Source organism: Streptomyces sp. NPDC058697, assembly GCF_042715345.1.
GTDB classification, from domain to species: domain Bacteria; phylum Actinomycetota; class Actinomycetes; order Streptomycetales; family Streptomycetaceae; genus Streptomyces; species Streptomyces liliifuscus.
This window is the reverse complement of sequence record NZ_JBHXSU010000028.1, coordinates 36119-57087: the sequence shown is the minus strand read 5'-3', so window position 1 is coordinate 57087 and position 20969 is coordinate 36119. Positions and strand designations below refer to the sequence as shown.

Genomic DNA, 20969 nt, shown 5'->3' with positions numbered 1-20969 from the left:
GCGGAGGGGGACGCGATATGCGGGACAGCCATCGGGCGGAGGCCGAACGGCTGTTGGTGCGGGCCGTGGAGGAGGAGGTCCGGCGCTCGGGCGGGCGGGCCGACGGGGGCGCGCTGCTGTCGCGGGCACGGGCCGCTCTGGACACGATGGCCCAGACCGCCACGGAGGAGTACGCGGCGTTCACCTCGGCGCTGGACGAGGCGGAGGCGGGCCGGCTCACCTTCGGCCAGCGGTACGCCCGTGAGGGCGCCGGAACTCCCCTGCTGGTGGCCGCCGTTGCCGCACTCGCTGCCTGCGTCGCGGACCTGGCGCTCGGCACCGGCGCGGGCATCGCGGTGGGCGCCGGCGCGGTCGTCGGCGTCGCGGGCGCGGCGGCCACGGTGGCGAAGGTGACGGCCTCCCATCTGCCGGCCGCGAGCCGCCGCGCGGGGGCCCTCGGCCAGCCCGGCGGCACGGAACAGCTGCGCCTGGCGTGGCTGACCGCCCTGGAAGTGCGCGGCATCCGGCCGTTCTTCGACCAGCAGCGCGTCCTCATCGCGTCCACCGGCGCGAAGAAGGGGGCGCCCCAGCTGCGGCGTACGGACAAGAGCGCGGCGGCCCGCAGACGAAGCGTCCTGGAGCAGTCGTTCGGCCAACTTCCCGAGCCGGTCGGGCCGTTCGCGGGCCGTCGGCAGGAGCTGCTGCGGGTCGCGCAGTGGGTGCACGCGGCCCGTGCGAGCACGGAGACCAGGCCGACCGTCGTCGTGCTGTACGGCGCGCCCGGCTCCGGCCGCAGCACCCTCGCCGTCCGGGCGGCGCACGAACTGAAGGACCAGTTCCGCGGCGCGTGCGTGGTGGACCTGCGCGGCGACAGCCCGGAGGAGTCGCCGCTGACGACCCGCGATGCGCTGCTGCACCTGCTCAACCGGCTGGGCGCGCCCCGCGAGCAGCTGCTGTTCCGTGAGCGTTCCTCGCAGGACCAGCAGGTCAGGCGGCTGTCCGAGCTCTACCACAAGCATCTGACCGGCCTCCCGGTCACAATCGTGCTCAACGACGCGAGCGATGTGGACCAGGTGCGCACGCTCGTGCCCGAGCGCTCCGACAGCCTGGTCGTGGTCACCGCCCGCAAACCCCTCGACCTGCCCGCCGACCTCCCCGCCTGGGTGCACCAGCTGGCCGTGGAACCGCTGACCGCGCCCGGCGCCGAGGAGCTCCTGAAGGCGGCGGCACAGGACAGTTCGGCTCCGTACGACGCCGAATCCACCGACCGGGTACGGGAGTTGTGCGGAGGCCTCCCGCTGGCGCTGCGCATCGCGGGCTCGTCCCTGGGCCCGCGCACGCCCAGCCGGCTCGCCACCGACCTGGCGGCGTACGGACCGGTCGAGCCGGTCGAACGGGTGCTGTGGCTGCGCTACACCGACCAGTCGGACACGGGCCGGCGGCTGCTGCGCCGGCTCGCGCTGGCCGGCCGCGCCTCACTGGGCGCGGCCGCGGCGGCCGCCCTGCTCGCGACGGACGAGCCGGAGGCGACCCGCCACCTGGAGGCCCTCTCCCGCGCGGGCCTCATCGACCATGTACGCGGCAGCCGCTACCGCCTGCACGACCTCGTACGCGCCTTCGCCCAGGCCCGCCTCCTCGACGAGGAGGAACCGTCCGAGCGCACGGCCGCGCAGGAACGTCTCATCGCGAACTACGCCGAGCTCGCGGACTCGGTGATCCGCCTGGTCGACGGCAAGACGTCCACGCGTGCCGACCAGTTCGGCCCGCACGGCTTCACCTCGCTGGACGCCGCCCTGCGCTGGCTGGACGACGAGTCGAGCTTCATCACGGCGGCCCTGCGGCACGCGGAGGGCGTCAACCAGGCGACGGTGCTCAACCTCCTGGGCGCGCTGTGCGACTACTGCCTGCTGCGCGGCGACCTCTACCGCCTGGGCGAGATCAGCGAGTTGACGCAGGCCGTCGACCAGGGGCTGCTGGTGCGCTCGGTCCAGTGGCGTACGGGCATCGCGGCCCGCCAGCTCGGCGAGCTCGACAAGGCGCGTACGCAACTGGCCTCCGTGGTGGACCTCTACTTCGAGGCGCACCACGACGCGGGCGCGGCCCGGGCGCTCTGCTCGCTCGGGATCACCCTCCACCACCAGGGCAATCTCACGGAGGCGGCGGCGAAGCTCCAGGAGGCCATGGACCTCCAGGCCTCCCCCGGCCTCTCGGCGGACCGCGCCTGGACGATGCACGCGCTGGCGGCGGTGGAGCGGGACCGGGCGAGGCTGCGCGAGGCGCTCGACCTCCTGACCCAGGCCCTGGTCCTGCACCGCGAGGGCGAGTCCGTGCACGGCGAGGCGTGGGCCCACTTCCAGCTCGGCCAGCTGGGTCTGCGCATGGGCGACGTACCGCGCGCCGAGTCCGAGCTGCGCGAGGCCCTCGACCTGTACGGCCGCACACGCGACGCACGCGGCGAGGCCTGGGCCCTCACCCAGCTCGCCCGGGCCCGCCTGGTCGACGGCGACCCGTCCTCGGCGGTGGACGGCCTGCGCCAGGCTGCCTCCCGCCACCGCGACAACGAGGACTCCCGGGGCGAGGCCTGGACGGTCTACTACCTCGGCCAGGCCCTGGAGGAGACCGGCAACCTCGACCAGGCGGTCCGTGAACTGGAACGCTCGCGGACGATGTTCTCCCGCATCCGAGACGTGTACGGCCTGGCGTGCGCCCGCCACCACTCGGCCCGGGTGACCCGCGACCAGCGTGCCGCCCAGACCGGCTCACTGCGGAACTCGGGCTTCGCCCGCCAGCTCCTGGTGGACGCGCGGGCCGACTTCCAGCGGATCGGCGTCGCCCACGGCGAGGCCTGGACCTGCCTGGAACTGGCGGTGGTCGACGCCGGCAACGCCCGTACCCAGCCGGCCCTCGCCCTCTGCGACGAGGCAGCGTCACTCTTCGCCTCCTACGGCGACCGCCGCGGCGAGGACTGGGCCCGCTTCCTGCGCTGCACGCTCCTCCCCTACGCCTCCCCCGGCGGTGTGGAGGTCGGCACGGCGGTGGCCCAGGAGGAACTGACCCAGCTCTCCCGCACCGGCCACCCGACCCGCGACGGAAAACTGGACGACTACATCGAGGCGTACCAGCTCCTCCTGGAACGGGGAGCCGACCTGGAGGCCGGCTGGCAGGCCTGGCGCCTGGGCATGGTGCCGAACCGGCATGCGCGGGAGGTGATGGGGGTGGCGGTTTCGGCTCGGCGGGGGTGATCGGGCCGGACTTCCGTTCGCGTGGATGGAGGCTCGACTTCCTGGGAATGTAAGGGTGTTGGGGGGCATCGATGGAGGACGTGCTGCGTGGGCCCACGCCGCCGCCGGGGGTACCGGTGCCGTTCGTGGGGCGGGACTTGGAGGTCGAGGCGCTCGCCGCGCGGCTGAACCGGTGGTCGGAGCCCGGGACGAGCGACGAGAACCCGAAGGCGGTGGTCCTGCACGGACCGGCCGGTGTCGGGAAGTCAGCACTGGCGGCCGCGCTGGTGGAACGGCTCGGTCTTCGTCACGCGCACTGGCTGTCGCTGGGCGACCGGGCGCGAGCGGAGCCGACGCTGCTTCGGCTCCTCGCCGAGCACCGGGCCCCGCGCCGGCCGGTTGTCGAGGCAGCCCTGACGGCCGACCGGACCGGAGACGGGCGAAAGTTCGCCCGTGAGCTGCGGGACCAGTGCCAGGAGCACATCCAGGGTTCGGTGCTGGTCCTGGACGGAGTGCACCCCACACTGGGCGCTGAACTCCTCGAAGTGCTCCACCAGGGCACCAACCTGGTGATCATCACCTCGCGCCAGAAGGCCCGGTGGGCCGACCTGGGGGTGTATCTGCACAGAGTACGGCCGCTGAGTGCTCGCGACTCCGTGCAGCTGGCCCAGGGCGTCGCGGCCGCGCGGTGGGCCGGCTTCAGCCCGAACCCCGAGCACCGCAGGCTGGTCTCGGCAGCACGGGGGTTGCCGCTCTGGTCACGAGTCGCCGGCGCCGTGCTCGCCGGGCTGGAAGGAACAACGCCGGTGCCGGTCAAAGGGCCGGGCGAGTTGCTCACGCTCGCGGCGGACCTGCTCGACCCCGCTGTGGCGGACATGCTGCTGCGGCTCGCGGCGCAGGAGGAGGGCGGTGCACCGTTCACCGCTCTCACGGTCGAGGCGCTCCTCCCCAAGGACGCCGATCTGTCGGACGTACCGCACATTCTGAGCAGCCTCCGGTCGTACGACCTTCTGCTGGAGCCGCGAGACGGACACCTGGTACTGCCGTCACCGGTGGCGGCCGCCGCGCTCCTGCGTATGCCGCAGACCGACAGGGCTCTGCTCACCGCCCGCGTGCAGGCGGCCGTGGAGAAGGCTGCCACGCACAGCGCTCTCGGTGTGGCACGCCTGCTGGACGGCAGGGAGGTGCCGGGCGGCACATGGGAGACCAGATTCACGCCTGGCGAACTCGCGGAGCACGTCGACGAGTTCATGGGCCTGCTCGATCGGCACCGTTACCTTCTGGGCGACCGCCATGATCTCGCCGACGCGCTCGCCACTCTGCTCGCCGTCCGTGGAGACGCCCACCGCCTCGTGGCGCTCCATCGGGCGTCGGGGGATCTCACGCGGCGCCGTCTGAGTCTGCTGCACCGCGCTCTCGGTACGCCACAGACGTTCCGGAGCGGACAGGTCGAGGAGCCCCCTCAACAGGCCGTCCTGAGGCGGGCGGACGCCTTGTACCGCTCGGGCGAGCTGGGCCGCACCCTGGAGACGTTGGACAGCGCACCGGAGACACATGCGGCCGACTCCGCCTGGCTGTCCATGATCCGCGGCGCGACGCTGTGCGACCAGGGCAGGCCGCTGGCAGCCGAAACGGAACTCGAAGAGGCCGCGGAGACGTATCGACTGATCAGTTGCGTCCGTGGCCGCGGCTGGGCACTCCTGCACCACGCCCGTGCCTCCCTGCTGATGAGCCGCGTGAACGAGGCGGACCATCTGCTGGGGCAGGCCACTCAGGCGCTGCGCACCTCGGGCGACATACGTGGGCTGAACCGGGCGGCCACCGAGCGGATCCGGCTGCTCCTCCTGCGTGGTGAGGCCGAGGCGGCACTCGTCGCCGCCCAGCGGGCGCTCACCGCGCACGAACAGGCCGAGGACGTCCGCGGTATGGGGTGGACGTGCCACCTCCTGGGCCTGGGGCACGCACGGCTGGGCCACACCGCGGACGCCCGGGTGGCTCTGCTGGCCTCCGCGGACCACTTCCGGACCTGCGACGACCAGCTGGGAGCGGCGTGGACCCGCCACAGGCTTGCTCTTCTCACACCGGACCCCTGGCAGGTGCCCGAGCTACGGTCCACAGCGGCCGAGTTCGCCGAGCTCGGCTGCGATCTCGGCCAGGCGTGGTCCCTGCTCGAATACGCCCTGAGGGGCGGGCCGTCTCCCAATGAGCCCGATCGGGCCCGCGCCGAAACCCTCTTCACCACCCTGGACGACCAGGGCGGCCTCGCCTGGGCCCAAGCGGTCCGTGCCCGACGCCTGTTGCCCGACAAGGTCACCACGCTGGCCGACCTGACCCGGAATCTCTCCCAGGTCATCCACGGCCGGGAGCAACTCGTCGAGGACATCAGGACGTTCTGGCGCACCACGTCCGAAGGTTCCCGCCCTGCCATCCCCTTCCACGCCCGCGACACCGTTGCCGTCTCCGATCCCCGCGGCGGGCACAAACCTCTCGCCAAATACCTGACCACCCACGCGCCGTCGCCCACCGCTCCCCGCTGTCGCACCAGGCTGACACTCCTCGACGACTCGCCCACCACCCACGCCACCGCCCGCATCCTCCTGCGCGTCACCCCGGAAGCCGGCCACCCGTGGGCCTCTTCCCACGACGACCGCCCGTGGCTGACCGTGGTGGCCCTCCCCCTGACCCCCGCCTCCGTCGAACCGCCCACCGCCCTTCTGCGCCCGTCCCCGCACGAGGTCCACGGCGCCGAGTTCGCATTCACGGCCCATCGGTCCGGCATCCACGTCATCCGCTTCACCATCGCCCTGGAACGCACCGGCACCGTCCTCCAGCAGGTCGAAACGGAGCTGGAAATCCTCGACACCGACCACCCCGCCGACCTCGCGGGACCGCACGCGACCTCCTTGCGGGGACGGTGACCGGCATGACCACGGAACTCCGCGTCCGCATCGTCCAGGACCCCAGCCAGGGCTTCACGACCCTCCCCGACGAGCTGACCCGGGGCCCGGACATCACGGTCTGCCTCGACATCCTGGCCGGTGACCGCATCAGGGCACGGCTGTACGGGCCCGCCGTACCGTCCCTCTACGGCACCGAACACCGCGCAGACCTGACCGCCCGCCCGACCGAGGTGCGTACGGCCGCGGCTCGCCTGTGCAGACTCTGGAAGGAACTCCTGGTCGACTTCCGCCCGTTGACGGACGACGGCCGTCCCGCACCCGACACCCCCGAGCAGCCCTACGCCGCCCTCGTGGACCTGGGCACGCGCCCACCCGCCGAACTCCACGCCATCCTCGAAGAACTGACCCTCTCGGGCTCGGAGCTGTTGTTCGAAACGCTGCTGGGCGGCACCGACCCACGCGTCCGCCGTTTCCGTACGTACCTGGCCAAGGCGCTCTCCGCCCGCGAGGGCCTGCGGGTCCGCTTCGATTCGGAGCTGTACATACCGTGGCCGATGGTGTGCCTCCGACCGGAGGAAGAGGCACGGCCGGACCAGGACGACGACGAGGACCCGGCCGCGCTCCTCTCCCACTTCCTCGGTCACCGCCACCAGATCGAGCAGACCGGCGGCGCCTACCCCTGGTTGGCCGGCCGCCACGAGCCTCCTGCCGTACCCTCCGTCAGCCTCAACCACGACACACGGGTCGACCGCCAGGGCCGTACCAAGGCGGCAGAAGTCGCCACAGTTCTCTCCACGAACACCCGGTTCGTGGAGCGCACCACGCGTGCCGAACTGGTGCGGGCGCTGGCGGATCGCGGCCTGGACGAGCACCTGATGTACTTCTGGTGCCACGGCCACTTTGTACCCAACGGCTCCCAACCGGCCTGCCTGGCCGTGAAGTTGAGCGACCAGACCGCCATCGACGCCCAGACCGTGCGCGAACGCCGACGACGCTTCGGCGAGGACAGCCCGTTCCAGCCGTTCGTCGTGCTCAACGCCTGCCACGCGGGAGTGCCCGAGGGCGGCGGCGACCTGGCATTCCTGGGCCGTGCCCTGATCCACGCGGGTGCGCGCGGCGTGCTCGGCCCACAGATCGAGATGCCGCAGCGCTTCGCGGCGGAGTACGCGCTGGAGTTCTTGACCCGCTACCTGCGCGGCACGGAGACGGCCGGGGAGATCGCCCACGCGGTGGCCCGCCACTTCGCCGACAAACTGCTCAACCCGCTGGGCTTCGCGTACGCGCTGCATTGCGGCATGGACACCCGCCTGGAGCGGGCCGCGGAGAAGGCCACCGAGAGCGGCCGGGAGATAGCCGTATGAACGGTCCGGCGCACGCGGCGCACGCCGTGCACACAGTGGATCTGGACACCGACGGCTGGCTGATGGAGAGCACACCGGCCGGCCCGCGCCCTGTCCCCGCAGGCCGCCTGGACGACCACTTCGCCGAGGAATTGTCCCCACCCGGCTGGGCGACGGATCTCCTTGTCTATGTCCACGGCTGGCAGACCGGCCCGGAGTCCGCGCTGAGGGCGGTCACCCGGCTCCTGGACCTGGCCGCCGCCCAGTACGAGCGCAGCCAGATGTACTCCCACGGTGGCCTGTACCCCGGCCTCCGGCCCTGGAGACCCTGGACCGTCCTCGTCCGCTGGCCCTCCCGCTCACTGCCGTCCCTGGGCGGTTACCGGCGCATCCGCGACCGGGCACACGCCATGAGTACGGGCAACGGTCACGCGGCCCGCGTCATCGGCCGGTTGCTGGGCTACCTGGACGCCCACCGCGGAGACCCGTCAGCCGCACCGGTCCTCGCCAACCGCGAAGGTCAGTACCTGCACCTCGTCGGCCACTCCTTCGGATGCCGTTTCCTGTGCGAGGCGGTGCAGTGGGCGGCGGACGCACCGGTCACTCTGGGCTGGACCACACCGGAGCCGCCGGATCGGCCCTTCACGGTCGACTCGATGCTGCTGTTGCAGATGGCAGCCCCGCGCGACGCCTTCGCCACGACTTTCATCGCGCTCGCCGAGGCGCCGCTGCGCGGCCCTGTGGTGGCCACGTACTCCCAGCACGACCGCGCCACCGGCTTCTGGCACCTACGTGCCGAGAAACGCGTCGGCATCGGTCACGCGGGCATCGGCACGGCCCCCGCACCGGTGTCCTTCCTGCGCATGCTGCGCCCGGAGCACCCGTACCCGCGCGCCGCGCTGGACCACCGCTTCGTCAGCGTCGACGCGAGCAGTGTCTTCGCGCGCGGCAACGGGCCGGCGGGGGCGCACTCCGACCACCTGCACCCGGAGTGCGCCCACCTGCTGCTGTCCTTGGCCGACCATTCACGCTGAACGGCGCCACCGCCCCGGCGGACCGAGGCCCCGCCTGCCTCAGCCCTTGGCGGGCGAGGACTTCCCTCCGGGGCCGGACGAAGCAGCCGGTTCCGGCTCGGAGGGGGCCGCCTCGGGGTCGGTCTCCTCCGTGAAGTCGACCCTTCCCAGCTGTCGGTTCATGGACTTCATCAGCCCCCACACGGCCAGGGCCATCACCGCGAAGACGATGAAGCCGAGGACACCGGGGGTGACCTTGTTCTCGTCGACCTCCTTGGCGAGGGGGACGAGGTGTGTCAGTGCCAGGCTTGCGCTCATGTCAGGCATTGTCGCGGATGCCCGCGAAGAGGTCGTCCTCGGGGAGGGAGGTATCGACGAGGGACTTCGCCAGCTCGTACTCCTCGGTCGGCCAGACCTTCCGCTGGAGGTCCATCGGGATCCGGAACCAGCCGCCGTCGGGGTCGATCTGTGTGGCGTGGGCGATGAGGGCCTTGTCGCGGATCTCGTAGAAGTCGGCGCACGGCACGTGCGTCGTCAGAATCCGCTCGGTGCGCTCGAACTCGTCCCAGCGCTTCAGCCAGTCCCCGTACGGCGACTCCAGGCCCCGCTCCAGCATCGCGTTGTGCAGTGCCTCGGTGCGCGGGCGGTTGAAGCCCTGGTTGTAGTAGAGCTTCTGCGGCTGGAAGACCGGGCCGAACTCCGACTCCGGGTACGTCTCGGTGTCCGCCGCGCCCTCGAACGCCACCATCGAGATCTTGTGGGTCATGATGTGGTCCGGGTGCGGATACCCGCCGTTCTCGTCGTAGGTGGTGATCACCTGCGGACGGAAGGCGCGGATCTTGCGGACCAGCTCACCGGCCGCCTTGTCGACGTCCTCCAGGGCGAAGCAGCCCTCGGGCAGCGGCGGCAGCGGGTCGCCCTCGGGCAGGCCCGAGTCCACGAAGCCGAGCCACTCCTGCTTGACGCCGAGGATCTCGCGGGCCTCGTCCATCTCCTTCTTGCGTACCTCGTGGATGTGCTCCTCGACGTACTTGTCCCCCTGAAGCTTCGGATTGAGGATGGAGCCGCGCTCCCCGCCCGTGCAGGTCACGACCAGCACGTCCACCCCCTCGGAAACGTACTTCGCCATGGTGGCCGCGCCCTTCGACGACTCGTCGTCGGGGTGGGCGTGGACGGCCATCAGTCGCAGCTGGTCAGTCAAGACTCAATCCTCGTAAGTCGGCGCCCGGTGGGAATCGGCGCAATTAGTAGGGGCCGTCCCGCAGGGACGTCGATGTGGGGCGGCGGTCGGGTGGCGGGTGGGAGCTTCTATAGTGACCGAATCGGGGGGTGAATAATTCCGGGGCCCGAACCCCGCCCGCTCGCCCCGGAGAGGACGATGATGAGTACGGTGCAGCTGCCCGAGGGCCGGTACGGCCGTTCCACGGACGGGCGCGCCGACCGCAGGCTCAGGATCATCGGTGCGGCGCTGGGGGCGGGCCTGCTCGCCCTGGTCGGTTATTTCGCCTACTACTACGTCGGCGGAAACAAGATCAGCGCCGAGATCATCACCTACGACCTCTCGGACACCTCGGTGAAGGTGCACCTGGAGGTCCGCAAGGACGCGGACGCGAGCGGCTACTGCACGATCCGCTCGCAGGCCGAGAGCGGCGCCGAGGTGGGCCGCGCGGACTTCCGCTTCGACCAGGACTCCACCCGCATCGACAAGGTCGTCACCCTGCGCACCACGGCCCCCGGCACGACCGCTGAGCTGCTCGGCTGCCACGCGGACTGAGTCCCGTCCCGCGGCTGACGGATGTCACCCTGGACAGCTTGGCGCTGACCTGCGTTGACGTATGTCTGATGGCTTATGTCCTCCCCCTTTGGGCCGTGAATTGTTAGGCTCGTGGTTTCGCCCACCCGTGAAGGAACATTCTTCTGGGTAGGGCGATGCTTTGTATTCCCAGTACCTACGAGGAGCACCTGTGACCCAGACCAGCGAGAACGTCACCTGGCTGACCCAGGAGGCGTACAACCAGCTCAAGGCCGAGCTGGATCACCTGTCTGGTCCTGCGCGCACGGAGATCGCCGCCAAGATCGCGGCTGCGCGCGAGGAGGGCGATCTGCGCGAGAACGGCGGGTACCACGCGGCCAAGGAGGAGCAGGGCAAGCAGGAGCTCCGGGTGCGCCAGCTGACCCAGCTCCTGGAGAACGCCAAGGTGGGCGAGGCCCCTGCGGCCGACGGCGCGGTCGCGCCCGGCATGGTCGTGACCATCGCCTTCGACGGCGACAAGGACGACACGCTCACGTTCCTGCTCGCCTCGCGTGAGTACGCGAGCACGGACATCGAGACGTACTCGCCGCAGTCGCCGCTGGGCTCCGGCGTGAACGGCAAGAAGATCGGCCAGGACGCCGAGTACGAGCTGCCGAACGGCAAGCTGGCCTCGGTGAAGATCCTGGAGGCCAAGCCGTACGCCGCGTAGTTCCTCCCGCGTCGCGTCGCGCGCTGCCCGCGCCTCGCGACCCGTCCGGCGCGTCGCCCCTGGTGAGCCCCCGGTGCCCATGGTCCGGGGGCTTCACCATGTCCCGGGCGGACCCGGGACCGCGTCTCGGGCCGCCGCCGCGCCTCGGGCCAGGACTCTGCCTCAGGCCGCCGCCGAGCGGTACTTCCGCACTGCCAGCGTCCGGAAGATGACGACGATCAGAATCGAGTAGATCAGCGAGGCCCAGACCGGGTGCTGCATGGGCCAGGCGCCGGACGTGGACAGGCCGGGGTCGCCGAAGAGCTTGCGGCACGCCTGAACGGTCGCGCTGAACGGGTTCCAGTCGGCGATGTGGCGCAGCCAGGGCGTCATCTTGCTGGAGTCCACGAACGCGTTGGACAGGAACGTCACCGGAAAGAGCCAGATCAGACCGCCCGAGGTCGCCGCCTCCGGGGTGCGCACGGACAGTCCGATCAGCGCGCCGATCCAGGTGAACGCGTACCCGAGCAGCAGGAGCAGGCCGAAGCCGCCCATGATCTTCCCGAAGTTGGTCGGCTCCATGGAGCCGGGGCGCCAGCCCACGAGCAGCGCGACCATCGCGAGGACGAGCAGCGTCAGGGCCGTCTGGACGAGGTCCGCGACGGTACGGCCTGTCAGCACCGCACCACGCGCCATGGGCAGCGAGCGGAACCGGTCGATGAGGCCCTTGTGCATGTCGTCCGCGATGCCCGCCCCGGCGCCCGCGGTGGCGAAGGTGACGGTCTGCGCGAAGATGCCGGCCATCAGGAAGTTCTTGTAGACGTCCGGATTCGTGGTGTCCCCGATCTGCATCGAGCCGCCGAAGACGTACGTGAACAGCACCACGAACATCACTGGCTGAATCAGACCAAATAGGATCATTTCGGGAATTCGGGTCATCCGAATCAGGTTCCGCTTGGCCACGACCAGGGAGTCCCGGACGGACTGGCCGAACGAACCTCCCGGGGCAGCGGTCCGCACGGCGTCGGTCACGGCGCTCACTTGGCGGCCTCCTTCTTGTTCTTGCGGCCCTTGGCGTCCTCGTCCGTGCCGTTCTCCCGGTCCTCCGCCTCGGCGTGGTGTCCCGTCAGCGAGAGGAAGACGTCGTCGAGGGTGGGACGGCGCAGACCGATGTCGTCGATCTCGATACCGCGGGTGTCCAGCTCGCGGATGACCTCCGCGAGGAGCTTCGCGCCACCGGTGACGGGGACGGTCAGCTTTCGGGTGTGCTGCTCGACGGTGGTGTCGCCCTTGCCGAAGCCGCGCAGCACCTCGGACGCCGTCTCGATGTGCTCGCGCTCGTGCACGACGACCTCGACACGCTCGCCGCCGGTGCGGGCCTTGAGCTGGTCGGCGGTTCCCCGGGCGATGACGCGGCCGTGGTCGACCACGGCGATCTCGTGCGCGAGGTGGTCGGCCTCTTCGAGGTACTGGGTGGTGAGCAGCAGTGTCGTACCGCCGGAGACGAGGTCCTTGATGACCTCCCACAGCTGCTGGCGGTTGCGCGGGTCGAGGCCGGTCGTCGGCTCGTCCATGAACATGACCGGCGGTGAGACGACGAGCGCCGCCGCGAGGTCGAGCCGGCGGCGCATACCGCCGGAGTACGTCTTGGCGGGGCGGTCGGCGGCGTCGGTGAGGTGGAACTGCTCAAGGAGCTCGACCGCGCGGACCTTGGCCTGCTTCGACCGCATCTGGTAGAGCTGGCCGACCATGTGGAGGTTCTCGCGGCCCGTCAGGTATTCGTCGACCGCGGCGAACTGGCCGGACAGGCCGATCGAGCGCCGCACCTCGTTCGGCTGCTTCAGTACGTCGATGCCCGCGACGACGGCCTTGCCGCTGTCGGGCCGGAGCAGGGTGGTGAGGCAGCGGACCGTGGTGGTCTTTCCCGCGCCGTTCGGCCCGAGCAGGCCGAGGACGGTGCCCTCCGGGACATCGAGATCGACGCCGTCCAGAGCCCTTACGTCGCCGAAGGTCTTCACCAGGCCTTCGGCGTAGATGGCGCCTGGCATATGAGTCTCCGAAAAGTGGTTGGGGATCCTGCAGAAGAGAGGCTATTTTTCTGGGGTTTGCCCCGCCCGACGAGCGGGTCGGCGACGAGGCGGACCTGTGACCAGAGACACACCATAACGCGATGTATCGCGTTTCTCAACGGATTATTCCAACCGGGGCGACAGCCGATCCGACCTCAGTCGATGATCGTGTAACCCGCGTTCCGCAGCGCGGAGTTCACCTCGGCACAGTGCTCCGGTCCCTTGGTCTCCAGGTGCAGCTCGACCTCCACCTCCGTGAGCCCGAGCCGTGGGTCGGTCCGTACGTGGCTCACATCGAGGACGTTAGCGTCCACCACTGACAACACCCCGAGAAGCGTCGCCAGGGCGCCGGGCCGGTCCGTCAGCCGCAGCGTGACCGCCAGGTAGCGGCCGCCCGCCGCCATGCCATGGCGCAGGATGCGCTGCATCAGCAGCGGGTCCACGTTCCCGCCGGACAGCAGCGCCACGACCGGGCCTTCGAAGGCCTCCGGCTTGCTGAGCAGCGCCGCGACGGGACTCGCACCGGCCGGCTCGACGACCAGCTTGGCCCGCTCCAGGCAGAGCAGCAGCGCGCTGGACAGATCGTTCTCGGAGACCGTACGGACCTCGTCCACCAGGTCGCCGATGATGCCGAACGGCACGTCACCGGGCCGCCCGACCTTGATGCCGTCGGCCATCGTCGCGGGGTTCTCGATGGGCAGCGGACGACCCGCCGCCAGCGAGGGCGGGTACGCAGCCGCGCCCGCCGCCTGCACACCCACGATCCGTACGTCCGGACGCAGCGCCTTCACGGCGACCGCGATGCCCGCGGCCAGACCGCCACCGCCGATCCCGACGACGATCGTGCGCACCTCGGGGCACTGCTCCAGGATCTCCAGGCCGACCGTGCCCTGCCCGGCGATGATGTCGGGGTGGTCGAAGGGGTGGATGAAGACGGCGCCCGTCTCGGCCGCGTACTCCTGCGCGGCGGCCAGCGTCTCGTCCACCACCGTGCCGTGCGCGCGCACCTCGGCGCCGTAGTGCCGGGTCGCCGCGACCTTCGGCAGCGGGGCGCCCTTGGGCATGAACACCGTGGAGCGCACACCCAGCAGGGAGGAGGCGAGGGCGACACCCTGCGCGTGGTTCCCCGCGCTCGCGGCGACCACTCCGGCGGCCCGCTCCTCGGGGAGCAGCCCGGCGATCCGCACGTACGCGCCGCGCAGTTTGAACGAACCCGTCCGCTGGAGGTTCTCGCATTTGAAGTGCACCGGCGCGCCCACCAGCCGGGACAGGTGCCTGCTGCCTTCCATGGCGGTCATCCGCGCCACGCCCGCGAGCATCTTCTGCGCGCCGCGTACATCGTCGAGGGTCACCAGCGGCAAGGAGTCAGCCGTGCGGTAGCTCATGACCACCAGTCTCGCAGTTCACGCGGCGCCACACCGGCTGTGACCAACGTCCGAGACCGGTTTGCTCAGCGCAGGTACGGCCCGCCCCCCGTCCGCGTACTCTGTCCCCCAACCCAGCCCCACGCATGAATAGAGCCTCCGGCCATGCCCACAACACCTGAAATGTCGATGGACATGACGACCGTCGGTGACACCGGTCTTCTCGAATCGCTGCAGCACGAGGTGGCGGTGTTCGCCCGCCGTGCCGAACAGACCCGGCTCGGCGGGGTCGGCCAGGTGCGCAACTCCATGGACCGTGCCGCATACCTGCTGCTCAACCGCCTCGACAAGGAGGGGCCGATGGGCGTCAAGGCACTCGCCGCGAGCATGGGCATCGACTCGTCGACGGTCACCCGGCAGGTCGCCCCGCTCGTCGACACCGGGCTCGTCAAGCGCACCTCCCACCCGGAGGACGGACGTGCCGTGGTACTCCAGCTGTCCCCGCGCGGACTCTCCCGCCTGGAGGAAGTGCGGTCCTCGAGGCGCCAGTTGATGGCCGAGCTGACGCACGAGTGGGCCCCCGAGGAGCGCGAGGCCTTCTGCACGCTGCTCACCCGGTTCAACCTCGCGCTCTCCGCCCGCATGGCCGCATCGCCCTCCGCGGAGGCACCGGAGCCTTCCTGAATCACCCCGCGCGCACCGATCGGCACCCGGCCTCTTGACCGGGGACCCGCGCCTGGCCTCATATGAGACCGGGTCCTGTCGTACGCGGCTGTCCTCGGCGTACGTCCAAAGGGCCCGGTTTCCCTCAGCCGGGAGGCGCGGTGCGAGAGCGGCAGGCGTCCCAGAACGCCCGCCGGGCCCGGGAGTTCGAGGCGTTCGTCGCGGGCGCGGCAGGGCGGCTGTTGCATGCCGCCACACTGCTCACCGCGGAGCCCCCGGACGACAACCCACGCGCGCGGCGCCTGCTCACGGCCGCCCTCGCCCATACGTACGCCTCCTGGGACCGGCTGCGCGGCGAGGACCCGTACGACCGGACCAGGCAGCAGCTCGCCGTGCGCTTCGCGCGCGGGGCGTGGCATCAGTACGGCGGCCTCGGCTGGGCACATCCCCGGAGCCACCCGAGAACCGGCAGCGTCCTGTGGTGCCTCAGTCCCCAGGAACGGCTGATCCTCGTGCTGCGCCTGTACGAGGGCGTCGCCGAGGAGCAGGCCGCGGCGCTGCTGGGGCTGCCCACGGAGCGCGTACGGGCCATCTGCGCGCGTGCCATGGCGACGCTGCTGCATCCGCCGCGGGAGGCCGCTCCAGTGATCGCGAAGGTGGCCCCGTCATGAGCTCGATGAGCCGCAGGGAGGCGGACGTCCGCCGGATCCTGGAGGAGCCGCAGCCGCCCGTACCACCCGATCTGTACGGGGAGGCGCTGCGCCGGGGCGGGCGGATGCTGCGCCGCAGGAGGGCGGCGACGCGGCTGTTCTGGTTGGTGCTGTTCGCGGCCGTCGTGGCCTTCGTGGTGTGGGCGTCGCTGACCCAGCCGTGGGTGGAGCCGCCGTCGGAGACGACTCCACCGCTGACCGGGTGGTGAGCGCGTCGGTGAGTCCGTCGACTCGCCGGTGAGCCCGTCGACCGGGTGACCCGTTGCCCGGCCGATGTGCCCGTCGGTGACTAGCCCAGGGCCTGCTTGAGGTCCTGGAGGAGGTCGTCGATGTTCTCGATGCCTACGGAGAGGCGTACCAGGTCGGCGGGGACCTCCAGGAGGGACCCGGCCACGGAAGCGTGCGTCATGCGCCCCGGGTGCTCGATCAGGGACTCGACACCGCCCAGGGACTCGCCCAGCGTGAACACCTTGGCGCGGTTGCAGACCTCGACGGCCGCCTCCTCGCCGCCCTCGACCTGGAAGGAGACCATGCCGCCGAACGACTTCATCTGCTTGGCGGCGATCTCGTGACCGGGGTGCTCCGCGAGGCCCGGGTACAGAACGCGCGTCACGCGCGCGTGCCGGGTGAGCATCTCCGCGACCTGCGTGGCGTTCTCGCTGTGCCGGTCCATGCGGACGGCGAGCGTCTTGATGCCGCGCAGCACCAGCCAGGCGTCCATGGGACCGGCGACCGCGCCCATCGCGTTCTGGTGGTAGGCGAGCTCCTCGCCGAGCGCCTGGTCGGCGACCACGAGCGCACCGCCGACGACGTCCGAGTGGCCGCCCATGTACTTGGTCAGCGAGTGCACGACGACGTCCGCGCCGAGCGCGAGCGGCTGCTGGAGGTAAGGGCTGGCGAAGGTGTTGTCGACGACCAGCTTCGCGCCGGCCTCGCGCGCGATCTGTGAGAGCGCGGCGATGTCGGTGATGCCGAGGAGGGGGTTGGAGGGGGTCTCCACCCAGACGGCCTTGGTCTTCGGGGTGAGGGCGGCCCGTACGGCCGCGGGGTCGCTGGTGTCGGCGACCGACCACTCCACGCCCCACCGGGAGACGACCTTCGCGAAGAGGCGGAACGTACCGCCGTACGCGTCATTGGGGATGACCACGTGGTCGCCGGGGCTGAGCAGCGTACGCAACAGGCAGTCCTCGGCCGCCAGTCCGGACGCGAACGCGAGCCCGCGGCGGCCGCCCTCCAGGGCGGCGAGGTTCTCCTCCAGGGCGGTCCTGGTGGGGTTGGCGCTGCGGCTGTATTCGTAGCCGCCGCGCAGACCGCCGACGCCGTCCTGCTTGTAGGTCGAAACCTGGTAGATCGGCGGGACGACCGCGCCGGTGAGGGGATCGGCGGTGTTGCCCGCGTGGATCGCCACGGTTTCGAAGTGCTGGCTGATGTGCCTGTCGCTCATGGGCACCGAGGGTAATGCGCTCGCGGGGAAAGTGACGGCATGGGCCCCGGCTGTGGGCGGGGGCACGGGGTGGATGCGGGTCTGGCGGGGGTCCGGCGGCGGGTTTGGTGCGGGCCTGGGACCAGGATGTGTCCGGGGTTTTCCACAGGAGGCGCCGACCGTTTTCCACAGGAGCGGTGACCGGGTTCGCCATTTGTCGGACGAGTCTGGTTCGCTTGAGGCATGGAGATTCTCTGGGTCCTGATGGCGATGCTCATGGTGAGCCTCATCCTCTGGCCGTTCCTTCTGCGCAGGCGTGCCGGTGGTATCCAACAGGTCGCTCCGGGCGACCCGGACGCGGCCGACCCGGCGAACTACGGCTTCCTGCGCCAGGAGGAGCTGGACATCCGCATGCCCGGCCCCGACCAGGACCTGCTGGAGGTCCTGGACCTCGTGCAGCGCACCCAGGACTACCGGGCGGCGTCGCAGCTCCTGGTCGGCACCGAGATCGAGGGCGAGCGGCGCTGGCAGCGCGTGCAGGCCTTCGCGGGCGCCGCGTCGCTGGAGCTGCAGCAGCGCCCGGGCGGGGTGAGCGACTCCCCCGGCGGGCAGTGGCTGCGGGTGTGGCGGGCGGAGAATCCCAAGGACGCGGGCGGCGCCGCGGTGCACGCGGAGTTCCTGGTGCAGCAGGCGTGGCGTACGTCGTCGCCGGGGACGGACGAGTTCCGGATCATCATGGAGGAGGCGAGGGCGGCCTGCGGCGAGGCCGCGCTGCTGTCTCCGGGCGACCCGATCCCGTACATCATCGAGCTCTCCGTGGGCCGTGGACTCGCCTACCCCCAGGCGGAGTTCGAGAAGGTCTGGCTGAAGATCCTGGACCGCGCGCCCTCGCACATGGGGGCGCATCTGGCGGCGCTGCACTACTGGTGCGAGAAGTGGCACGGCTCGCGCGAGGTTGCGTACTCCTTCGCGGAGGCGGCGGCTGCCCGGGCACCCCAGGGCTCGCTCCTGGCCGCGATGCCCCTCTTCGCCGTCTTCGAGCACCTCCCCGAGGTCAACCTCGTCACCAGCTTCTACCAGAGCGAGGTCGTGACCAAGGCGGTCCACGGCGCCCTCTACGCGGTCCACTCGGCCCGCCCCGACGACCCGATGCTCGCCCACGTCCGCCACCTGCTGGTCTTCTTCCTGGTCCGCGGCGAACGCTGGTCGGAGGCGATGACCCAGCTGGTCCACGTCGACGGCCACGTGGGAGCCCTCCCCTGGACCCTGACGTCCGACCCGGCGGCGGACTACGCGGTGTACCGCGCCCTGGCGGTGGGCGGCTACGAGGCGAACGGGGGGAGCCCGGCGACGCTGCCGCACTGAGTGCGCCGAGCGGGCCGAGCGGGCCGACGGTCTCCGGGCGGAACGGCGGAGAGCGGGGGGGGGTGCCCGCCCCGCAAGCGCGAGTAGGGTCCGCAAGCGCAAGCACGGCCCGACGGCGCAAGCACGGCCCAACGGCGAAGGCCCGGCGGGTCGGCCGGCCTCTGTCTTCCGTCGGGGCCTTCCGTCGGGGCGTTCCGTCGGGCCGTCTCGCGGTCAGCCCTGCGTGCGGGCGGGCAGGTGCCATCCCGGGCGGGGGAAGTGGCAGGTGTAGCCGTCCGGGTAACGCTGCAGGTAGTCCTGGTGCTCGGGCTCGGCCTCCCAGAAGGGGCCGACCGGCTCCACCTCGGTGACGACCTTGCCGGGCCACAGCCCGGAGGCGTCCACGTCCGCGATCGTGTCCTCGGCGATCCGCTTCTGCTCGTCGTCCACGTAGTAGATCGCCGAGCGGTAGCTGAGGCCGATGTCGTTGCCCTGGCGGTTCTTGGTGCTCGGGTCGTGGATCTGGAAGAAGAACTCCAGGAGTGCGCGGTAGTCGGTCTTCTCGGGGTCGAAGAGGATCTCGATGGCCTCCGCGTGCGTGCCGTGGTTGCGGTACGTCGCGTTCGGCACGTCACCTCCGGTGTATCCCACCCGGGTCCCCGTCACGCCCGGGAGTCGGCGGATCAGCTCCTCCATCCCCCAGAAGCATCCGCCCGCCAGTACGGCCCTCTGCGTCTGCGCAGCCATTGCGGCCCCTCCAATATCTGTATCGGTCAGCTCGGTCACTCGGGGTCATCGGCTCGCACACCACCGGCATCCCATTCCCACTCTCCACAACGCGCGAGGGTTCCGGGCGATTCCGTGCCCGCCCGGCCGGCCGGACGATCACGGGCAGGGAGTGAGTTCCCGTTGCCTCTGAGTTTCTGATCCGGTCGTGTAAGCGTCTGATCCGGTCGTGTCAGCGAGGGACACCGACCTGGTCCAGGTACCGGTGCATGGCGTCCGCGGGAAGGCTCGGGTTGGTGAGGGCGTGGGAGGAGATCTCCGGGTTCCCGCAGCTTTCGAGGATGAGATCGACCGGCAGGGCGGGGTGGGCGGCTGCCATGGCGCGTACGAGATCGTCGGGGTCGGCGAGCAGCCGTACCAAAACGTCGACGGGCGCTTCGGGGTCCAGCCCGACCAGCCGTCGTTTCTCCGGATCCGGGTCGTCGGCGAAACGTTGCGCGTTACCCGCGCGCGGGAAGTTCGGGTGGGCCTGGAGAGCGCCCCTGGTGATGACCTTGCAGTCCAGATAGGTCTGCAGCACGACTTCGCCGTCGACGGTCGGTTGGTTCTCGCACAGCAGGAGTCGTACGGGGTGGTCGTCGTCCTTGGAGAGCAGGTCGATGGCGTCGGCGGGCAGGTGCGGGCTGTAGGTGGCGCTGCGCCGTAGGAGGGTGTTGGCCGACTTGGCGCATCGGCGCAGAACATCGGGGTCGGCGCAGAGGCGAACCCATTCGACGGGGTGAAGCCGGTCGGACGGGCCGATGGTGACGTCGATGGCGGCGCGTTCAGTCTCCGTCAGCTCGGGACGTACCGATACCGCCAGCCGTACGCTGTGCGCGTCGTCGTCCGCCAACGCCCGGACGATGTCGATGGGGACGTCGAGGTTGGCCGCCAGCTCTCGCCTGTCCCACTCGTCGGTGCTTGCTGCGAGTTGTTCGGCGGTCGCTGTGGTCATGGCGCCGCAGCGGATCACTTTCCACCTGTCGAGGCTCTCGATTCCTGCGTCTCCTACGTCGAGAAGAAGGTCCGTGCAGGCCGCGTCTTCGCGGCTGGCCTCGATCATGGCCGCCCGGCGGACCGTGTCATCGGCGTCGTGGAGCAGACGGCTTCGGGTGTCCTCGGACAGCAGGGCCCACTCACGGCAGGCCGCCTGTCGAAAGTCCGCGTCCTGGTGGTCGGCGAGCCCTGCGACCAGGCTCGGAGCCGTGTGGGGGCAGAGGGCTGCGTTCCGGCGGACTTTCGGATCCGGATCGGCGAGCAGGCGCTGCTGCGTGGACAGGGGCAGTGGCGGCGTGGGAATGCGGAACCAGTCGGGTCCGACGGCCAGACCAAGGCGGACGCGTGGATCGGGATCGTCCACGAGCCTGGCGCGCTGTTCCGCCGGTACGGAGATGTTCTCGGTGAGCAGGGCCCGCAGCCTGCGGTCGGGGTGCGCGACGATGGCATCGACCACCTCGTCCGGCAGAACGCGCCAGGCAAGCGTGTCCCGGGCCGCGTCGGCCTCCTCGCACAGGAGCCGGGTCAGAACGTCGGCAGGCGCCGCGGGATTGCGCGCGATCGCAGCGATGGTCTCGCGGTGACCGTGATCTCCGTCCATGGTGGTCCTCCCGGTTCGCCAACGGCCGTCGCGGGCCCGCAGATTGTGCGCATCGCGTGTGTACGGGGTCAACGCCGGTGATCATGCTGCGCCGGGCATACGGAGACTGGGGAGCGACTTTCTCGGGCAGTCCGGGGTCC

18 protein-coding genes are annotated in these 20969 nt (G+C 70.8%); 10 read left to right on the top strand and 8 right to left on the bottom strand.

Annotation, left to right across the window (positions count from 1 at the left end; all coding sequences use genetic code 11):
- The first annotated feature begins 17 nt into the window (after positions 1 to 17).
- The 4 genes from ACFWXQ_RS39780 (at position 18) to ACFWXQ_RS39765 (ending at position 8474) form a co-directional block, all read left to right on the top strand.
- Positions 18 to 3221, top strand: a complete 3204-nt coding sequence (locus tag ACFWXQ_RS39780) for a tetratricopeptide repeat protein (protein WP_383940704.1) — start codon at positions 18 to 20, stop codon at positions 3219 to 3221.
- A 71-nt stretch (positions 3222 to 3292) separates the two neighbouring features.
- Entirely contained in the window at positions 3293 to 6118 is a 2826-nt protein-coding gene (locus ACFWXQ_RS39775) for an AAA family ATPase (protein ID WP_383940700.1), read from the top strand.
- A 5-nt stretch (positions 6119 to 6123) separates the two neighbouring features.
- Positions 6124 to 7461, top strand: a complete 1338-nt coding sequence (locus tag ACFWXQ_RS39770; protein WP_383940697.1) for a CHAT domain-containing protein — start codon at positions 6124 to 6126, stop codon at positions 7459 to 7461.
- Positions 7458 to 8474, top strand: a complete 1017-nt coding sequence (locus ACFWXQ_RS39765) for a hypothetical protein (protein WP_383940694.1) — start codon at positions 7458 to 7460, stop codon at positions 8472 to 8474. The genes ACFWXQ_RS39770 and ACFWXQ_RS39765 overlap by 4 nt, the downstream gene beginning before the upstream one ends.
- A 39-nt stretch (positions 8475 to 8513) precedes the next feature.
- On the opposite strand, the gene ACFWXQ_RS39760 is transcribed toward ACFWXQ_RS39765, so the two are convergent.
- Both ACFWXQ_RS39760 and mca read right to left on the bottom strand, forming a co-directional pair.
- On the bottom strand, positions 8514 to 8780 hold the full coding sequence (locus tag ACFWXQ_RS39760) for a hypothetical protein (RefSeq protein WP_383940691.1): 267 nt from the start codon (positions 8778 to 8780) through the stop codon (positions 8514 to 8516).
- Positions 8773 to 9654 (bottom strand): mycothiol conjugate amidase Mca, encoded by an 882-nt coding sequence (gene mca / locus ACFWXQ_RS39755; protein WP_383940689.1) that lies wholly within the window; start codon positions 9652 to 9654, stop codon positions 8773 to 8775. The genes ACFWXQ_RS39760 and mca overlap by 8 nt, the downstream gene beginning before the upstream one ends.
- 180 nt (positions 9655 to 9834) lie before the next feature.
- Here mca and ACFWXQ_RS39750 point away from each other — a divergent pair, with 180 nt between their 5' ends.
- Both ACFWXQ_RS39750 and greA read left to right on the top strand, forming a co-directional pair.
- Positions 9835 to 10227 carry a DUF4307 domain-containing protein gene (locus ACFWXQ_RS39750; RefSeq protein WP_383940733.1) on the top strand — a complete coding sequence of 131 codons (393 nt, stop codon included), beginning with the start codon at positions 9835 to 9837 and terminating at the stop codon, positions 10225 to 10227.
- A gap of 190 nt (positions 10228 to 10417) precedes the next feature.
- Positions 10418 to 10915, top strand: a complete 498-nt coding sequence (greA, locus tag ACFWXQ_RS39745) for a transcription elongation factor GreA (protein WP_055614165.1) — start codon at positions 10418 to 10420, stop codon at positions 10913 to 10915.
- Positions 10916 to 11077: 162 nt separating this feature from the next.
- On the opposite strand, the gene ACFWXQ_RS39740 is transcribed toward greA, so the two are convergent.
- The 3 genes from ACFWXQ_RS39740 to ilvA all read right to left on the bottom strand — a co-directional run bounded on the left by ACFWXQ_RS39740 (position 11078) and on the right by ilvA (position 14348).
- Entirely contained in the window at positions 11078 to 11935 is an 858-nt protein-coding gene (locus tag ACFWXQ_RS39740; RefSeq protein WP_055614166.1) for an ABC transporter permease, read from the bottom strand.
- On the bottom strand, positions 11932 to 12942 hold the full coding sequence (locus tag ACFWXQ_RS39735) for an ATP-binding cassette domain-containing protein (protein ID WP_383940686.1): 1011 nt from the start codon (positions 12940 to 12942) through the stop codon (positions 11932 to 11934). Before ACFWXQ_RS39735 ends, ACFWXQ_RS39740 begins: the two co-directional genes overlap by 4 nt.
- A gap of 176 nt (positions 12943 to 13118) precedes the next feature.
- On the bottom strand, positions 13119 to 14348 hold the full coding sequence (gene ilvA, locus ACFWXQ_RS39730; RefSeq protein ID WP_383940683.1) for a threonine ammonia-lyase: 1230 nt from the start codon (positions 14346 to 14348) through the stop codon (positions 13119 to 13121).
- A gap of 162 nt (positions 14349 to 14510) precedes the next feature.
- Here ilvA and ACFWXQ_RS39725 point away from each other — a divergent pair, with 162 nt between their 5' ends.
- From ACFWXQ_RS39725 to ACFWXQ_RS39715, 3 genes are all read left to right on the top strand, one after another.
- Positions 14511 to 15011 (top strand): MarR family winged helix-turn-helix transcriptional regulator, encoded by a 501-nt coding sequence (locus tag ACFWXQ_RS39725; protein ID WP_383940730.1) that lies wholly within the window; start codon positions 14511 to 14513, stop codon positions 15009 to 15011.
- Between the two features lie 140 nt (positions 15012 to 15151).
- Positions 15152 to 15661: a sigma factor-like helix-turn-helix DNA-binding protein gene (locus ACFWXQ_RS39720; RefSeq protein WP_383940680.1), complete on the top strand. Its 510-nt coding sequence runs from the start codon at positions 15152 to 15154 to the stop codon at positions 15659 to 15661.
- Complete coding sequence (locus tag ACFWXQ_RS39715; protein ID WP_383940677.1) at positions 15658 to 15909, top strand: hypothetical protein; 252 nt, start codon at positions 15658 to 15660, stop codon at positions 15907 to 15909. Before ACFWXQ_RS39720 ends, ACFWXQ_RS39715 begins: the two co-directional genes overlap by 4 nt.
- Positions 15910 to 15989: 80 nt before the next feature.
- Here ACFWXQ_RS39715 and ACFWXQ_RS39710 read toward each other — a convergent pair whose 3' ends face one another.
- On the bottom strand, positions 15990 to 17144 hold the full coding sequence (locus ACFWXQ_RS39710; RefSeq protein WP_383940674.1) for a cystathionine gamma-synthase: 1155 nt from the start codon (positions 17142 to 17144) through the stop codon (positions 15990 to 15992).
- Between the two features lie 222 nt (positions 17145 to 17366).
- Here ACFWXQ_RS39710 and ACFWXQ_RS39705 point away from each other — a divergent pair, with 222 nt between their 5' ends.
- A complete protein-coding gene (locus tag ACFWXQ_RS39705; RefSeq protein ID WP_383940671.1) occupies positions 17367 to 18488 on the top strand; it encodes a hypothetical protein in 1122 nt (373 codons plus the stop codon).
- A gap of 213 nt (positions 18489 to 18701) precedes the next feature.
- Here the strand turns inward: ACFWXQ_RS39705 and msrA are convergent, their stop codons facing one another.
- Together msrA and ACFWXQ_RS39695 are read right to left on the bottom strand one after the other, a co-directional pair.
- Positions 18702 to 19214: a peptide-methionine (S)-S-oxide reductase MsrA gene (gene msrA, locus ACFWXQ_RS39700; protein WP_383940669.1), complete on the bottom strand. Its 513-nt coding sequence runs from the start codon at positions 19212 to 19214 to the stop codon at positions 18702 to 18704.
- Between the two features lie 211 nt (positions 19215 to 19425).
- Positions 19426 to 20829 carry a hypothetical protein gene (locus ACFWXQ_RS39695; protein ID WP_383940666.1) on the bottom strand — a complete coding sequence of 468 codons (1404 nt, stop codon included), beginning with the start codon at positions 20827 to 20829 and terminating at the stop codon, positions 19426 to 19428.
- Between the last annotated feature and the right edge of the window lie 140 nt (positions 20830 to 20969).

What these genes read in the sequence shown, in the direction of transcription:
- ACFWXQ_RS39765 (WP_383940694.1), top strand. Translation starts at nt 7,458, where the DNA reads ATGAACGGTCCGGCGCACGCGGCGCACGCCGTGCACACAGTGGATCTG.
- ACFWXQ_RS39705 (WP_383940671.1), top strand. Translation starts at nt 17,367, where the DNA reads ATGGAGATTCTCTGGGTCCTGATGGCGATGCTCATGGTGAGCCTCATC.
- ACFWXQ_RS39775 (WP_383940700.1), top strand. Translation starts at nt 3,293, where the DNA reads ATGGAGGACGTGCTGCGTGGGCCCACGCCGCCGCCGGGGGTACCGGTG.
- ACFWXQ_RS39715 (WP_383940677.1), top strand. Translation starts at nt 15,658, where the DNA reads ATGAGCTCGATGAGCCGCAGGGAGGCGGACGTCCGCCGGATCCTGGAG.
- ACFWXQ_RS39780 (WP_383940704.1), top strand. Translation starts at nt 18, where the DNA reads ATGCGGGACAGCCATCGGGCGGAGGCCGAACGGCTGTTGGTGCGGGCC.
- ACFWXQ_RS39695 (WP_383940666.1), bottom strand. Translation starts at nt 20,829, where the DNA reads ATGGACGGAGATCACGGTCACCGCGAGACCATCGCTGCGATCGCGCGC.
- ACFWXQ_RS39750 (WP_383940733.1), top strand. Translation starts at nt 9,835, where the DNA reads ATGAGTACGGTGCAGCTGCCCGAGGGCCGGTACGGCCGTTCCACGGAC.
- ACFWXQ_RS39770 (WP_383940697.1), top strand. Translation starts at nt 6,124, where the DNA reads ATGACCACGGAACTCCGCGTCCGCATCGTCCAGGACCCCAGCCAGGGC.
- ACFWXQ_RS39725 (WP_383940730.1), top strand. Translation starts at nt 14,511, where the DNA reads ATGTCGATGGACATGACGACCGTCGGTGACACCGGTCTTCTCGAATCG.
- ACFWXQ_RS39735 (WP_383940686.1), bottom strand. Translation starts at nt 12,942, where the DNA reads ATGCCAGGCGCCATCTACGCCGAAGGCCTGGTGAAGACCTTCGGCGAC.
- ilvA (WP_383940683.1), bottom strand. Translation starts at nt 14,348, where the DNA reads ATGAGCTACCGCACGGCTGACTCCTTGCCGCTGGTGACCCTCGACGAT.
- ACFWXQ_RS39710 (WP_383940674.1), bottom strand. Translation starts at nt 17,144, where the DNA reads ATGAGCGACAGGCACATCAGCCAGCACTTCGAAACCGTGGCGATCCAC.
- ACFWXQ_RS39760 (WP_383940691.1), bottom strand. Translation starts at nt 8,780, where the DNA reads ATGCCTGACATGAGCGCAAGCCTGGCACTGACACACCTCGTCCCCCTC.
- msrA (WP_383940669.1), bottom strand. Translation starts at nt 19,214, where the DNA reads ATGGCTGCGCAGACGCAGAGGGCCGTACTGGCGGGCGGATGCTTCTGG.